The 14740-nt window shown below is 72.1% G+C and carries 12 protein-coding genes; 9 read left to right on the top strand and 3 right to left on the bottom strand.

The annotated features are described in order from the left end of the window. Window positions 1–35: 35 nt before the first annotated feature. Entirely contained in the window at window positions 36–782 is a 747-nt protein-coding gene (locus EWV39_RS05250) for an IclR family transcriptional regulator (protein WP_129657502.1), read from the bottom strand. Window positions 783–1115: 333 nt separating this feature from the next. Here EWV39_RS05250 and EWV39_RS05245 point away from each other — a divergent pair, with 333 nt between their 5' ends. The 5 genes from EWV39_RS05245 to EWV39_RS05225 all read left to right on the top strand — a co-directional run bounded on the left by EWV39_RS05245 (window position 1116) and on the right by EWV39_RS05225 (window position 6385). Further along, a complete protein-coding gene (locus EWV39_RS05245) occupies window positions 1116–2255 on the top strand; it encodes an alcohol dehydrogenase family protein (RefSeq protein ID WP_238148103.1) in 1140 nt (379 codons plus the stop codon). Beyond that, window positions 2252–3373: a mandelate racemase/muconate lactonizing enzyme family protein gene (locus EWV39_RS05240; RefSeq protein ID WP_129657500.1), complete on the top strand. Its 1122-nt coding sequence runs from the start codon at window positions 2252–2254 to the stop codon at window positions 3371–3373. Before EWV39_RS05245 ends, EWV39_RS05240 begins: the two co-directional genes overlap by 4 nt. Window positions 3374–3485: 112 nt before the next feature. Beyond that, window positions 3486–3881 carry an ArsR/SmtB family transcription factor gene (locus EWV39_RS05235; protein WP_129657498.1) on the top strand — a complete coding sequence of 132 codons (396 nt, stop codon included), beginning with the start codon at window positions 3486–3488 and terminating at the stop codon, window positions 3879–3881. A gap of 5 nt (window positions 3882–3886) precedes the next feature. Beyond that, entirely contained in the window at window positions 3887–5839 is a 1953-nt protein-coding gene (locus tag EWV39_RS05230) for a heavy metal translocating P-type ATPase (protein ID WP_129657496.1), read from the top strand. Window positions 5840–6166: 327 nt separating this feature from the next. Continuing rightward, a complete protein-coding gene (locus EWV39_RS05225; protein ID WP_129657494.1) occupies window positions 6167–6385 on the top strand; it encodes a DUF2316 family protein in 219 nt (72 codons plus the stop codon). A gap of 434 nt (window positions 6386–6819) precedes the next feature. Here EWV39_RS05225 and EWV39_RS05220 read toward each other — a convergent pair whose 3' ends face one another. Then, window positions 6820–7992, bottom strand: a complete 1173-nt coding sequence (locus EWV39_RS05220; protein WP_129657492.1) for a YeiH family protein — start codon at window positions 7990–7992, stop codon at window positions 6820–6822. 93 nt (window positions 7993–8085) lie between these two features. On the opposite strand from EWV39_RS05220, the gene EWV39_RS05215 reads away from it, so the two are divergent. Next, a complete protein-coding gene (locus tag EWV39_RS05215; protein ID WP_129657491.1) occupies window positions 8086–8997 on the top strand; it encodes a LysR family transcriptional regulator in 912 nt (303 codons plus the stop codon). Between the two features lie 32 nt (window positions 8998–9029). Here EWV39_RS05215 and ppk2 read toward each other — a convergent pair whose 3' ends face one another. Continuing rightward, window positions 9030–9854, bottom strand: coding sequence for a polyphosphate kinase 2 (gene ppk2 / locus EWV39_RS05210; protein ID WP_193554689.1), 825 nt, complete (start codon window positions 9852–9854; stop codon window positions 9030–9032). A gap of 323 nt (window positions 9855–10177) precedes the next feature. Between ppk2 and EWV39_RS05205 the strand changes: the two genes are divergently transcribed. The 3 genes from EWV39_RS05205 to EWV39_RS05195 all read left to right on the top strand — a co-directional run bounded on the left by EWV39_RS05205 (window position 10178) and on the right by EWV39_RS05195 (window position 14545). Next, window positions 10178–11752 carry an FAD-dependent monooxygenase gene (locus tag EWV39_RS05205; protein ID WP_202864896.1) on the top strand — a complete coding sequence of 525 codons (1575 nt, stop codon included), beginning with the start codon at window positions 10178–10180 and terminating at the stop codon, window positions 11750–11752. A 197-nt stretch (window positions 11753–11949) separates the two neighbouring features. Further along, window positions 11950–12879, top strand: a complete 930-nt coding sequence (locus EWV39_RS05200; protein WP_129657488.1) for an Ltp family lipoprotein — start codon at window positions 11950–11952, stop codon at window positions 12877–12879. A gap of 166 nt (window positions 12880–13045) precedes the next feature. Further along, window positions 13046–14545: a DUF3500 domain-containing protein gene (locus EWV39_RS05195; protein WP_238148102.1), complete on the top strand. Its 1500-nt coding sequence runs from the start codon at window positions 13046–13048 to the stop codon at window positions 14543–14545. Window positions 14546–14740: the final 195 nt, after the last annotated feature.

Here is a 14740-nt window from a genome sequence, read left to right as displayed (position 1 = left end):
GGGGAGCGGACGCCCGGGCTACGGGGCCGCCCCGCTCACCGCCCCGCGACGATCCCGGCGATCTCCCCCGCCGCAGCCCTCAGCCTCTCGACGTAGGAGTCCACGCCCGCTGCCTTCATCCGCTGGTCGAGCCCCGAGACCGCGAGCCCGGCGAAGGCCTCCCCCGCTTCGTCGCGCACGGGCACCGCGATCACGAAGAGCCCCTGCTCGAGTTCGTTGTCGAGGGTCACGAAGCGCCGGGAGCGCGCTGCGCCGAGTTCGGCCAGCAGGGCGTCCGGGTCGGTGATCGTGGAGGCGGTGAACGCCTCGAGGCGCTCGGGGAGCAGGGCGCGGGCGCCGTCGTCGTCGAGCTCCGAGAGCAGGAGCTTGCCCGTCGCGCTCGCGTGCAGGGGGAAGCTCCGGCCGACGTACTGCTGCGAGGGGGCGAGCAGGCGGACGCCGGAGGACTGCGCGATCGTCTCCTGCGCTCCCGGCCCGGTGAAGACCGTGTACTCGACCGACTCGCCGACGTCCGCCGCCAGCCGGTCGAGGATCGCCTGGATGCGCGGCAGGAGGCCGCGGTACGGGTCCGCGAGGCGCCCCAGCCGGGCGGTGCGCCAGCCCAGCGAGAACTCCCCGCCCTCGCGCACGAGCAGCCCGGTGTGGGCGAGGCTGAGCAGCAGGCGGAAGGCGGTGGGACGCGGTATCCCCGTCTCCGCCGCCAGCTCGGCCGTGGTGGCGCCCTCGGGATGCTCCCCGGCGGCGATGAGCAGCAGCGCGGCGCGCAGCGCCGAGCGGTTCATCTGCTCCGGCGCGGCCTCCGCTCCGGCTCCGGCGCCCCGTGGCGCGCCCTCGGGTCCTGCGTTCTCGTCGATGGGTCCCCTCCTTGCTCGGCTCCATCCTATCCACGGCCGCCCCGGACCATTCGCGACCGTTCCGGACGTTGCCGCAGCCGTCTCAGACCATCCGCGTCCGTCCCGGATCTTGCCGCAGCCGCCCCGGGTCTTGCCGTGGCCGCGTCGCACTGGTAATTTTTCGGACAAGCTGTCCGGACAGTGGACAGATTGATTAACGGGAGCGACGGCGCCCCGGGACCGGTCCCGGCGTCGCGCATACGAGCAGAAGGGTGGCGGACGATGGACGCTCTGCCGAAGACGATGGCCGCGGTGCTGCTGACGGGCCACGGAGGCCCCGAGAAGCTGGAGTACCGCACCGACGTGCCGGTCCCCCAGCCCCGCGCCGACGAGGTGCTGATCCGGGTCGAGGCCGCGGGCATCAACAACACCGACATCAACACCCGCATCGGCTGGTACTCCAAGGCCGTGCGCGGCGACACCAACTCGACCGCGGCGGCGGGCACCGACCAGGCAGATGACGACGACGCCTCGTGGTCGGGCGCACCCCTGACCTTCCCCCGCATCCAGGGCGGCGACGTCTACGGCAGGATCGCGGCGGTGGGCGAGGACGTCGACGCCGGCCGCGTGGGCGAGGCCGTGGTGGTCCGCAACCTGATGCGCCACTACGTCGACCGCCGCCCCTACGAGTGCTGGACCTACGGAAGCGACTGCGACGGCGGCTTCGCCCAGTTCGCAGTGGCTCCCTCCAGCGAGACCTTCGCCGTCCGCTCCGACCTCTCGCCGGCCGCGCTCGGCACCATCTCGATCGCCTTCACCACCGCGGAGGGGATGCTCCACCGCGCCGGAGTGGGGGCCGAGCGGGTCGTGGTCACCGGCGCCTCGGGCGGCGTCGGCCTGGCCGCCGTGGAGCTGGCCAAGCTGCGCGGGGCGGAGGTCATCGCCGTCTGCTCGGCGGGCAAGTCCGAGGCGGTCCGCGCGGCGGGTGCGGATCGCGTCATCGACCGCGGGGCCGACCTCGTCGCCGAGCTCGGCGCCCGCTCGGTCGACGCCGTCGTGGACCTCGTCGGCGGGCAGGGCGTGGACGCCCTGCTCTCCCTGCTGCGCCGCGGCGGCCGCTACGCCATCGCCGGGGCCATCGCGGGCCCACTGGCCGAGATCGACCTGCGCACCGTCTACCTCAACGACCTCTCGCTGTTCGGCTGCACCTTCCAGGAGGACGAGGTCATGGAGAACGTGGTGGGCTACATCAACGAGGGCAGGCTGCACCCGCTGGTCTCGAAGACCTACCCGCTGAGCGAGATCCGCCGGGCGCAGGAGGACTTCGTCGCCAAACGGTACCCGGGCAAGCTCGTGCTGATCCCGCCGCACGAGGACTCCGAGACGACCCCCGCCGAGGGACGAGAGGACCCCGCATCATGAGGATCTCCAGAATCGACCTCTTCCAGGCCGCCCTGCCCTACTCGGGCGGCGTCTACCGCCTCTCGCGCGGACGCACCTACGAGACGTTCGACGCCTCGATCGTGCGCATCACCGCCGACGACGGCACGACCGGCTGGGGCGAGAGCACCCCCTTCGGCTCCACCTACGCCGCCGCCCACCCCGGCGGCACCCGGGCCGCGATCGAGCTGCTCGCCCCGGCGCTGCTGGGCAGGGACCCGCGCCAGGTCGACCGCGTCGGCGACCTGATGGACGAGACCCTGCTCGGCCACAACGACGCCAAGGCGGCGCTGGACATCGCCTGCTGGGACCTCTTCGGCAAGTCCGCGGGACTGCCGGTCAGCGAGCTGCTCGGCGGCGGGACGGGCGTGCCGATGCCGTTGATCTCCTCGATCCATGCCGGCGAGCCGGAGGAGATGCGCGCCCGCGTCGCAGACCACCGGGCCCGCGGGTACCGGGGCCACTCGATCAAGATCGGCACCCACGACCGCGACGGCGGCCCGGCGCTCGACGCCGCCCGCATCGTCGCCTGCCTCGCCGACCGGCGCCCCGGCGAGTGGTTCCTCGTCGACGCCAACGCCGGCCTCACCCCGGAGACCGCGCGCCGGCTCTTCAGCCTGCTCCCCGACGGGCTCGACTTCGTCCTCGAGTCGCCCTGCGCCACCTGGCGGGAGACCCTGGCGGTGCGCAGGGCCTCACCGTATCCGCTGCTCCTCGACGAGCTGGCGGTCGACGACGCCGACCTCGCCCACGCGATAGAGCTCGACGCCGCCGACGGCTTCGGGCTGAAGATCACCCCGGCGGGCGGCCTCACCCCCGCCCGCCGCCAGCGCGACATCGCCCGGGCCGCGGGCCTGGTGATGACGGTGCAGGACACGGTCGGCTCCGACATCTCCTACGCCGCGATCGTGCACCTCGGCGCGACGGTCCCGCCCGACCTGCTGCGGTGCGTGCTGAAGACCTCGGACATGGTCACGCTGACCACGGCCGCCTTCGAACCGGTCGAGGCCGAGGGCGGCGTGCTGCCGCCGGACCTGCCGGGGCTGGGCATCGAGGTCGACGAGGCGGTGCTCGGGGCGCCCGTCGCCAGCTGGTCGTAGACCCACCGGCACATCCTCGGCCCAGCTGTCCCCCGCCTCGTGAGCTTCGGCCCCTGCGCCGCTCTCCGGGGCGGGGATTGCCGCCCCGAGCGAACTACCTTAGTATCTAAGCATGAGTGAAGATACGAAGAAATGCACCTTCAGTCCCGAGAGCCAGTACGCGGACTTCGCCGCCGAGGTGTTCACCCTGCTCTCCGACGCCACCCGGGTCCGCATCGTCCTGGCGCTGCGCGAGTCCGAGAAGTCGGTCAACGACCTGGCCGAGGAGGTCGGGAAGTCGCCCACGGCGGTCTCCCAGCACCTGGCGAAGCTGCGCTGGGGCAAGATCGTCGCGGCGCGTCAGGAGGGCAACCGGGCATACTACGGCCTCATCGACGAGCACGCCCGCGAGCTGGTCACCCACGCGGTGTTCCAGGCCCAGCACGTCCTCGGCGGGGCGCCGGCCCACCACCGGACCGCGAACGGCTCCATCACGGCCGCGCCGGAGGCCCCGGCGGACAAGGGGTGAGCGGGGTGCCCGACGCCGTCGGCCCCTCGGCCTCGCCCGTCCCGGTAAATCAGACACCCTCGGCCGCCTCGGCGCGGAGCCTGTGGAGGCGCATCGACCGGGGCGACCTGGCGCGGACCCTGTTCGTCGCCGCCTGCGCGCTAGCGGTGACCCTCGGGGTGACCTGGCCGTGGCCGGCGGCGCCCGCCGCGGCCGTCGTCGGGCTCGTGGTGGGCTGCTGGCCCATCACGGTCGAGGCCTTCGAGGACGTCCGGCACCGGCGGATGAGCATGGAGCTGTCCATGCTCATCGCGATCGCCGCGGCGGCGGCCATCGGCGAGTGGGGCACCGCCCTGGTGATCACCGCCTTCGTCCTGGCCGCCGAGATCCTCGAGGACCTCTCCATGGACCGCGGCCGCGACGCGCTCACGGACCTGATGTCCTTCCTCCCCGAGACCGTGCTGGTCCGCCGGGGCGGGAGGATCGCGGAGACGGCGCTGGCCGAGGTGGCCGCCTCGGACACGGTCGTGGTCCCTCCGGGCGGTCTCGTGCCGGTCGACGGGACCGTCGTCGCCGGCGGGTCCGCGGTCGACCAGTCGCGGATCACCGGTGAGCCGCTGCCGGTCGACCTCGGCGTCGGGGACGAGGTGTTCGCCGGCTCGGTCAACCAGGTCGGGGCCCTGGAGGTCCGGGCGGAGCGGGTCGGGGCCGAGTCCTCCTACGGACGCATCGTCGCCGCCGTCGCGCGGGCGCAGTCCTCCGAGCCGCCGGTGCAGCGCTGGGCCGACCGCCTGGCCGCCGCCCTGGTCTACCTGGCCCTGATCGGTGCGGCCCTCACCTACGTGGTCACCCGCGACCTGACCGCGACGATCTCGGTGGTCGTCGTCGCCGGGGCCTGCGGGATCGCTGCGGGCACGCCGCTGGCCGCGCTGGCCTCGATCGCGCGGATCGCCCGCTCCGGCGCCTTCGTCAAGGACGGCGCGCACCTCGAGGCCCTGTCCACGGTGGACACGGTGGTCTTCGACAAGACCGGCACCCTGACCGCCGGCACGCCCGCCGTGGTCGGGATCCGGCCCGTGGCGGGCGTCGACGCGGAGGACCTCCTGGACCGGGCCGCCGCGGCGGAGGTCTACTCCGAGCACCCGCTCGGGCAGGCCGTCGTCGCGCACGCCCGCGGGCTAGGGCGCCAGGTGGAACCGGGGCGGGACTTCGCCTACCTGCCGGGCCGGGGCGTCACCGCCGAGGTCGACGGCCGCTGCATCGCGGCGGGCAGCCGTGCGCTGGTGCCGGGGGCGCCCGAGGCCGCAGCGGGCCCCGGTGCCACCACCGTGCGAGCTGACCCCGGCGCCACCACCGCCGTCCACGTGGGCGTCGACGGCGAGTACGCGGGCACGATCCTGCTCGCCGATCCCCTCCGCGATACGGCGAAGGCAGCCGTGGCCGCGCTGCACCGCAGCGGGCTGCGGACGATGATCATCACCGGCGACCAGGAGGCCGCCGCGCGCGCCGTCGCCGCCGAGCTCGGCATCGACGAGGTGCGGGCCGGGCTGCTGCCGGAGGAGAAGCTCGCCGCCATCGACGCCGAGCGCGCGGCCGGGCACCGCCTGGCGATGGTCGGCGACGGGGTCAACGACGCCCCGGCGCTGGCCCGCGCCCAGGTCGGCATCGCCATGGGGTCGGGCACCGAGATCGCCCGGGAGAGCTCCGACGTCGTGCTCATCAGCTCCGATTTGAACGACCTGGTGGGGACGGTGCGCGTCGCCCGGCGCGCCCGGCGGATCGTGATGTTCAACTTCGCCGGGACCATCGCCGTGGACCTCGTGGGCATCGGTCTGGCCGCCTGCGGGCTGCTCTCCCCGGTGACGGCGGCGCTCATCCACGTGGGCAGCGAGACGGCGTTCATCCTCAACTCCGCCCGCCTCATCCCGGGCAGGCGCGCGGGCGGCGGGGGCGGGGCGGGTGAGGGGTGGGAACGTTGATCTGGTCCGGTCCCGTCTTCTGCCCGTTGCCCGCCCGCGAGCGGTGTGTCCCGTTCCGTCTGTGACGGGGGATGTCCAGTCCGACCTCCGCACGTCTCTCCAGTCGACGGTTTCCACGAGGGCTTTCCATGTGAAGAGATCCAGAGCGCCATATACTCCCCTTTCCTCCTGATAAGCCGCAGCATGGTGGCCGGCATGGAGTTGGCCCGCGGGTTCCCTGCTGATTCTTCAGAATTCCGTTGATACACGGATAACATCCAGAGGATTTTGATAAGAAGACGCCAGGAGAGGAAAGGAGGACGTCCATGTCCCTGACCCGCGTCGAACGTGACAGGACCCGGCAAGAGCTCCACGCAGAACCTCGCCCTGACCGGGCTCACGTCCGAGGACCTTGCCGAGACCCTCGGCTGGGACGTCGCCCACGCCGACGCTACGCTGGCCGTCATGGGGACCGATCCGCGAGATATCTGGTTGGTCCGCGACTACCTCGAGAGGGAGATAACGAGCGCCGGCGGGATGCCGCGCCCATACTCCACTCCTCCCTGACGGAACGGATGCGCAGAGACACCGCGCGATGGTTCGGCCTATATGACGTCGAGGAGATCATCTCCGACACCAACCGGTGAACTCGAAGGCGTCTGACCCACATCGGATACGCCCCTCACCTCTTGTCAGCGAAAAGGGAAGCGCGCTCCGTCGCCGAGGGACCACCGTCGTCGGGCCTGGGTTTCAACCCTGCCTCTTTCCACGGGAAAACCCCTCAGCCTATTTTCTGATAGCCTTAAGGAGCGGCGAGGGAATGTTTTTTCGCATTCGTCGCTGGGGCCTGGCTCGTGTTCATGTAGCTATCTTCACGCCAGGCCCCTCAACATATTCCGAGTCCCGAAGAATACGGGGCCGACGTGCAGAAAGGCCGCCTCGCGGAATACCTTCCACCAGGCGGCCCTCTTTTCACGCGGTCGCTATACCGCTCCCCTCCCTCATCCGACGAGGGAGATCCCCGCGTAGGCGATGCCGGCGACCAGGAGGGTCGCGAGCGCGGCCAGGGCGAAGGGCCTCAGCCCCACCGCGAGGAGGCTCCGCACCTTGACCCCGCAGCCGAGGCCGAACATCGCCGCCGCAAGCAGCCCCGTCTGCAGCGCCCCGCCCGCCTCCAGCACCGCACCCGGCAGGGGTACGAAGGAGCGCAGCAGGACCATGGCGATGAACCCGACGACGAACAGCGGGATCACGGGCGGCAGCGTCGTTCGCGAGGCCTGCCCGCCGGAGGCCTCCGCAACCCGCCCGATCCGGCGCTGATGGAGGCTGAGGGCCGCCACCACGGGGGCGAGCAGCAGCACCCGCGCGAGCTTGACGACGACCGCGACCGTGAGCGCCCCGCCGCCGATGATCCCCCCTGCCGCGACGACCTGGGCGATCTCGTGGGTGGAGCCGCCCGCCCACATCCCCGCCGCGTCGGGCCCCATCCCCAGCAGGCTCGCGCCCAGGGGCACCAGCGGGATCATCAGGGTCCCGAAGATCACCACGAGGGCCACGGCGGTGACGGTGTCCTCCTCGGCCGCGTCGTCCGGGTCCACGACGCCGGCCGCCCCCGCCACGGCCGCCGCGCCGCAGATCGAGAACCCGCAGGCGATCAGCAGCGTGAGCCCCGGCCGGACCCCCAGCAGCCGCCCCAGCAGGAGGGTGCCCAGCAGCCCACCGGCGACGATGCACACGACGACCACCAGCATCGGCGCCCCCAGGTCGAGGATGTCCGAGAGCACGAGCTGGAGCCCGAGGAGGACGATCCCCGCTCGCAGGAGCTTCTTCGCGGAGAAGTCGATGCCGGCCGAGGCCGCGGCCGGCACCCGGACGAGGTTGGTCAGGAGCACGCCCAGCGCGATCGCGACGATGAGCGGGCTGGCCCCCGGCAGCAGCAGGCTGACCCCGTAGGAGACCCCGGCCGCGGCGAGGCAGAGCACGACGCCGGGCAGGAGCGCCCGGACACAGGAGAGCCGGGTGCCCTCCCGCTCGGGACGGGAGGAGCGCTCCGCTCCGGGACCTGGGAAGGCGCCCGTCGGGCCGTGAGCGGCCGAGGGCCCCTCCCGGGCGAGGGAGGGCCGGGGAGACTGCCCGCCGAGGGCGACGTCGTCGTCGTGCTGTGCGTGGGTCATGAGTCCATCGTGTCTCCGGATCCCCTGTACTAGTAGGGGCAGATGCCGCCCGGGGGACAAGCTATGCTTGTGGCCCGGAGGAGGATGCGGAGCATGAGCCATGAGCCCGACCTGGAGGCCCTGCGAGCGCTGGCGCTCGTCGCGGAGGAGAGCAGCATCTCGGCGGCGAGCGGGCGGCTGGGGGTGAGCCAGCAGGCGGTGTCCCTGCGCATCCGGAGCCTGGAGAGGGATCTGGGCGTGCGGCTGCTGGTGCGCTCCCCGCGGGGGTCCCGGCTGACGCCCGCCGGCGAGCTGGTGGTGGGCTGGGCGACCCCGCTGCTGGCCGCGGCCGACGAGTTCTCCAGCGCCGTCGGCTCGCTCGGGGCGGAGCGCGGGGAGACGATGCGCATCGCCGCGAGCCTCACCAACGCCGAGCACCTCCTGCCGGAGTGGATCGCGCGGTGGCACCTGCGCGTCGGGGACGCCGGTCCCCTCGTCCAGCTCACGGCGGAGAACAGCAGCGCGGTGGTCGAGACCGTGCGCGAGGGCGACGCCGACCTCGGGTTCATCGAGACGCCGAGCGTCCCCGCCGGCCTCGGCTCCCTCGCCGTCGCCCACGACGCCGTCGAGATCGTGGTGCCGTGCGGGCACCGCTGGGCGCAGAGCGGCAGGGTCTCCGCCCGGGAGCTCGCGGGGACCGGGCTGGTGCTCCGCGAGGCCGGCAGCGGCACCCGGCAGGCGCTCGAGGACGCGCTGGCCGAGGCGGGGCATCCCCTGCGTGCCGAGCCCGCGGCGGTCCTCTCGACGACACTCGGGGTGCGCAGCGCGATCATGGCCGGCGTCGCCCCGGGCGCGCTGAGCTCGCTGGCCGTCTCCGAGGACGTGCGCGCCGGCCGGCTCGTGCCCGTCCGGGTCCGGGACCTCCGAATCACCCGCTCGCTGACCGCGATCTGGGTCGGCGCGAGGCCGCCACGGCGGGTGCGGGAGTTCCTGGACGTCGTCGGCGGAGGGCGGGGCGCGGCCTGATACGGCGGGCTCTTCTGGGGGGCCGGAGGGCCTCAGCCCTCCCCCGCCCCCTCCCGCTCCCGCCTCTCCAGCTCCGCCGCGTAGTCGGGCACCAGCGCGCTCTGCTCCCGGGGCGGGCGCTCATAGCCGCCGGACTTCGGCCGGGCCGGGATGTCGATGGGATCCCGCTCGACCACCTCGTACGGGATGCGGGAGAGCAGGTGGGAGATCATGTTGATCCGGCCGCGGCGCTTGTCCTCGTTGTCCACCTCGAACCACCGCGCCTCGGGGATGTCGGTGTGGACGAACATCGTGTCCTTGGCCCGCGAGTAGTCCTCCCAGCGGGTGATCGAGAGGACGTCGTTGGGGCTGAGCTTCCAGCGCCTCATCGGGTCCTCGTTGCGGGAGCGGAAGCGCTTCTCCTGCTCGACGTCGGAGACGCTGAACCAGTACTTGAACAGCATGATCCCGTCCTCCACGAGCATCCGCTCGAACAGCGGGGCCTGGTGCAGGAAGCGGTGGTACTCGGCGTTGGTACAGTACCCCATGACGCGCTCGACGCCGGCCCGGTTGTACCAGGAGCGGTCCATCAGCACGATCTCCCCGGCGGTCGGCAGGTGCGCGACGTAGCGCTGGAAGTACCACTGGGTCTTCTCCCGCTCGGTCGGCGTCGGGAGCGCGACGACCTTGGTGACGCGCGGGTTGAGGTACTGCGAGACGCGGCTGATCGTGGAGCCCTTGCCGGCGGCGTCGCGCCCCTCGAAGATGACCACGATCCGCGCGCCGGTGGCCTGGACCCACGCCTGCATGTCCACGAGCTCGGCTTGGAGGACCTCGAGTTCCCTCTTGTAGAGCTTCTTCGACAGCCGTCCGGTCATGTCCCGCTCCCCTGCTGCGTCGTCGCGTCCTCGGTTGACGCCGAGCTTAGCAGGCGGCCGGTGAAGGCGAGGGGGAAACGTCCCGCACGGAATGCCCGGCGGGCTCGGGGAACGGACGGGCAAACTGCGCTGGGGGGACGGAAAAGCAGAGAGCGGTCTGCTCCCTGCATTTTCAGAATATAGCCGGGGAGGGGTCTTGCCGCAAGACCCCGGTGAGCGGGCAGAATGTCTCCGCCGAGCCGCTCTCGCCGCGATTCCGCGGCGCATTTCCCCCTTCGGGAAGCGCACGCGCCGGCCGGTCTCGATCTCATAGGGGGATATCCATGCTGGATGCGATCATCGTCGGTGCGGGGCCGACCGGGAGCATGCTCGCCGCCGAGCTGCGGCTGCACGGCCTCGAGGTGCTCGTGCTGGGGCGCGACGCCGTCCCGCCTCCCCACGTCCGCTCGCTCGGCCTGCACGTGCGCAGCATCGAGATCATGGACCAGCGGGGGCTGCTGGGACGGCTGCTGGAGCACGGCACCAGGTACCCAGAGGCCGCCCGGTTCGCCGGCCTGGAGGCCCCCTGGCCGCCCGCGGTGGACACCGCCCACGGCTACGTCCTGGGCATCCAGCAGCCGGTGACGGACCGGATCCTGGCCGAGCACGCGGTCGAGCTCGGAGCCGGGATCCGCCGCGGCACCGCCGTGACCGCCGTGTCCCAGGAGGACGACGCCGTCATCGCCGAGCTCGAGGACGGCACTCGCCTGCGCGCCCGCTTCCTCGTCGGGTGCGACGGCGGCCGCAGCACGGTCCGCCGGCTGCTCGGCATCGGCTTCCCGGGCGAGGCGGCGCGTACCGAGCACCTGCTCGGGGAGATGTCCGTGACCGCCGCCCCGGAGGAGGTCTCCGCGGCGATGGCGCGGGTGCGCGAGACCCAGCGGGGATTCGGCCTGGGCCCGGTGGGTGAGGGCGTCTACCGCGTGGTGGTGCCGGCGAAGGGCGTGGCCGCGGACCGCGCCGTCCCGCCGACGCTCGAGGACTTCAGGCGGCGGCTGAGGTTCTACGCCGGCACCGACTTCGGGGTCCACTCCCCGCGCTGGCTCTCGCGCTTCGGCGACGCCACCCGGCTGGCGGAGCGCTACCGCTCCGGCCGGGTGCTCCTGGCCGGCGACGCCGCCCACGTCCACCCGCCGGTGGGCGGCCAGGGCCTCAACCTCGGCATCCAGGACGCCTTCAACCTCGGCTGGAAGCTCGCCGCCGAGCTGCGCGGCTGGGCGCCGGAGGGCCTGCTGGACAGCTACGAGTCCGAGCGCCGGCCCGTCGCCGAGGACGTCCTGAACAGCACCCGCGTCCAGGCCGAGCTGCTCTCCACCGAGCCCGGTCCGCGGGCTGTGCGCCGCCTCCTCGCGGAGCTCTCCGGGTTCGATGACGTCAACCGGCTGCTGGTCGAGAAGATCACCGGGATCGGCGTCCGGTACGACGTCGGGCCGAGCGGGTCCCCGCTCCTCGGCCGGCGGCTGCGCGACGTCGGGCTGACTCCGCGACGCTGGGGCGGCGCTCCCCTGACCGCGACGGCGGTCCCGACACCGTCTCCCGACGCTCCCAGCACAGCCGTCGGCCTCCGGCAGGATCCTGACGCCGGCGGCGATCGGCAGAAGCCCTCCGCAGCTGGCCGACGTCGGCTCTACGAGTTCCTGCGCACGGGAAGGGGCCTGCTGATCGACCAGACCGGGGAGCTCTCGCTGGAGGGCTGGGCCGATCGGGTGGACCTCCTCGTCGCCGCGAGCGACGAGCTGGCGGCCCCGGCCGTGCTCCTGCGCCCCGACGGTCACGTCGTCTGGGCGGGCGACCCTCAGCCGGAGCTGGCCGAGAGCCTGGAGCGCTGGTTCGGGGAGCGCTCCGGGACGGCGGGCTGACCCGGACGGTCGGCGTCGCGGCTTCGCTGTCCGGCGACGCGCGTACTCGGGACATGGTCTTGTGGAAGCCGGGGTGAGGAGCCGAGGCGACTTCCTGCTCCGCAGCCCCGCGCAACATAGGGTCACCCATTTGCTTGACGAGTAAACTCAAGAGGTCTCCACTCACCACCCAGCAAAAGCACAGGATTTGTGTCCCTATGAGCAACTCTCCTCATGATCCCCATCAGTCCCCGCAGGGGCAGCAGCCGATGAACGGTCAGTACCCTCCGCAGGGCTATTACCAGGAACCGCCGAAGAAGAAGCGCAAGAAGTGGCCCTGGATCGTGGGGATCATCGCGGTCGTCGTCGTCCTCCTCTTCGCCGGATGCGGCGCGCTCGTCTACAGCGCCGGCAACGCGATCAGCGAAGCGTCGAAGGGCTCCCCCGCCTCCCAGACGGCGGAACCGACCGCAGACCCCACCGCCGAGCCGACCACAGAGCCCACCGCTGAACCGGCCGAGCCGAGCACGGGCCCCGCCTCGGAGCCGACGACGGCACCCACCGAGGACTCCGCCGCGGAGGAACTGCCCTCCGCCGGGGCGTCCGACCTCGAGCTGCCGACGTTCGCCTCCTCCGAAACGAGCGCCTCCACCCCCTCCGAGACGGAGAGCGCGGAGGCGGATGGCGGCACCTCCGCCGAGTTCAGCTCCGCCCTCCGCAAGGCGGGGACCTACTCCAGCACCATGCACATGTCCAAGGCCGGCCTCTACGATCAGCTGACCTCCGAGTACGGGGAGAAGTTCTCCGCCGAAGCGGCCCAGTACGCGGTGGACAACCTCGATGCGGACTGGAACGAGAACGCGCTGAAGTCGGCGGAAAGCTACTCCAAGACCATGCACATGTCCAAGGCCGGCCTCTACGATCAGCTCACGTCCGAATACGGCGAGCAGTTCACCCCGGATGAGGCCCAGTACGCAGTCGACACCATCGACGCGGACTGGAACGAGAACGCGCTGAAGTCGGCGGAGAGCTATCAGAAGAACATGTCGATGTCTCCCGACGCGATCTACGACCAGCTCATCTCCGAATACGGCGAGCAGTTCACCCCTGAGGAAGCCGACTACGCCATTCAGCATCTCAGCAAGTAGGCCGCCAGGCGCCGAGCATGTATGAGGGAGCTCCCCGGCCTGTAGAGGCCGGGGAGCTCCTCTGCTATGCGGGGGGACTCCAGGGAGACGCCCCCGGCATCGGCTCACAGCCCATCCATAGAGGCGCCCGGTGAACAGCATAGGCTGCTCCGGCATCCTCGGAGGCATGAACACCACGACGCAGACCCCGGCCCACCCCGACCTCCTCGAGGACCCCGCCCGCTTCGAGCGGGAGCTCCGCTCCCGATGGACCGCCCGCCTCCGGCATCGCACCCGGATGGCGGCGGCGGGCCTCGGCATGGTGGGGATCCTGATGACCAGCGCCTGCGCGGCCACCGCCTCCGAGACCACCGCGAGCACCACGACCGCGCAGAGCGCCTCCGCGCAGGACACCTCCGGGCAGAGCAGCACCGAGTCGGCCGCCGCCTCCGAGACCTCCGACTCGGACGGCAGCGCCGCCGAAGTCCTCGAACTCGCACAGGCCTTCGCCGACACCCTGGACGACGAGCAGCGCGAAGCCCTCTACCAGGACTACACGTACGAGAACGCGACCAACTGGTCCAACTTCCCCCAGGCCCTCCTGGAGGGCGGCATGGGCGCGGGCGGCGAGGGCGCTCCCCCGTCCGGCGCCGCCGGAGAGGCGCCCGGGGACGAGGCTTCCGCCGACGACGCGGCCCAGGCCGAGGGCGCGCCGCCCGCCGAGGGAGAGATGCCCGCCGACGACGCCGAAAGCGACGCGGCCGCCTCTGCCGGCGAGGGGTCCGAAGACGAGCAGACCGCCGCCGCCCCGGACTCCGGCACCTCGAGCGGCCGCGTCGGGCTGCAGATCTCCACCCTCTCCGAGGAGCAGCGCGCGGCCCTCGAGGCCCTCCTCGAGGCGGCCCTCGGGGACGGTGAGAACGAGGGCTACGACGAGGTCATGTCCGTCCTCGCCGCGGACGACTACCTCCTGCAGGAGACCGGTGGCTCCGACTACGGCTCGGACAACTACTACATCGCCTTCCTCGGCGATCCCAGCGAGGACGGCACCTGGGAGCTGCAGTTCGGCGGCCACCACCTGGCGGTCTCCAACACCTACAGCGACGGCGAGCTGGCCAGCGCCACCCCGTCCTTCCGCGGCACCGAGCCCACCGGCGAGTTCACCTACGACGGCGAGACCTACGACCCCATGACCCAGGAGACCACCGCGCTGACCGCCATGCTGGACTCGCTCTCCGAGGATGAGCTGGCCGCGGCGGAGATCGAGCAGAACGACCTGCTGCTCGGCCCCGGCGCGGACGGCGAGTTCCCCGAGGAGGCCGAGGGCGTCAAGGTCTCGGACCTCACGGAGGACCAGCAGCAACTGGTGCTCGCCGCCATCGAGACCTACGTCGACGACCTCCCCGAGGACGAGGCGGCCGCCTACATGGAACGCTACGAGGCCGAGCTCGAGGACACCTACGTCTCCTTCTCCGGCGGGACGGACCTCTCCGAGGCCGGGGACTACGTGCGCATCGACGGCCCCAGCGTGTGGATCGAGCTGTCCATGCAGAACGGGGTGGCGTTCAGCGAGCCGCACATCCACTCGGTCTGGCGAGACCGCGAGACCGATTACGCGGGGCTGACCGAGAGCACGGACGGGGAGGAGGCCTCCGGCACGGCGGGCGGCACGGCGGCGCCGGCCTGACGGAAGGGGCGGGCGCCGCGACGGCTCAGGGGGTGAGGGCCGCGAGGCCTCGGCAGGACCCCGAGCACGTCCGGCCCCGCACGCCCGCTTCCGTTTCCGTTTCCGTTTCCGTTTCCGTTTCCGTTTCCGTTTCCGTTTCCGTTTCCGTTTCCGTTTCCGTTTCCGCGGAGAGGATCCCACATCGCCGCCGCCCCG

This window comes from Rothia halotolerans (assembly GCF_004136635.1).
Classification (GTDB): domain Bacteria; phylum Actinomycetota; class Actinomycetes; order Actinomycetales; family Micrococcaceae; genus Rothia; species Rothia halotolerans.
This window is presented reverse-complemented; position numbering and strand designations above follow the sequence as displayed.

Coding starts and splice junctions, on each gene's coding strand:
- EWV39_RS05205 (WP_202864896.1), top strand. CDS start 10,178: ATGCTGGATGCGATCATCGTCGGTGCGGGGCCGACCGGGAGCATGCTC.
- EWV39_RS05250 (WP_129657502.1), bottom strand. CDS start 782: ATGAACCGCTCGGCGCTGCGCGCCGCGCTGCTGCTCATCGCCGCCGGG.
- EWV39_RS05215 (WP_129657491.1), top strand. CDS start 8,086: ATGAGCCATGAGCCCGACCTGGAGGCCCTGCGAGCGCTGGCGCTCGTC.
- EWV39_RS05195 (WP_238148102.1), top strand. CDS start 13,046: ATGAACACCACGACGCAGACCCCGGCCCACCCCGACCTCCTCGAGGAC.
- EWV39_RS05240 (WP_129657500.1), top strand. CDS start 2,252: ATGAGGATCTCCAGAATCGACCTCTTCCAGGCCGCCCTGCCCTACTCG.
- EWV39_RS05220 (WP_129657492.1), bottom strand. CDS start 7,992: ATGACCCACGCACAGCACGACGACGACGTCGCCCTCGGCGGGCAGTCT.
- EWV39_RS05200 (WP_129657488.1), top strand. CDS start 11,950: ATGAGCAACTCTCCTCATGATCCCCATCAGTCCCCGCAGGGGCAGCAG.
- ppk2 (WP_193554689.1), bottom strand. CDS start 9,854: ATGACCGGACGGCTGTCGAAGAAGCTCTACAAGAGGGAACTCGAGGTC.
- EWV39_RS05235 (WP_129657498.1), top strand. CDS start 3,486: ATGAGTGAAGATACGAAGAAATGCACCTTCAGTCCCGAGAGCCAGTAC.
- EWV39_RS05245 (WP_238148103.1), top strand. CDS start 1,116: ATGGACGCTCTGCCGAAGACGATGGCCGCGGTGCTGCTGACGGGCCAC.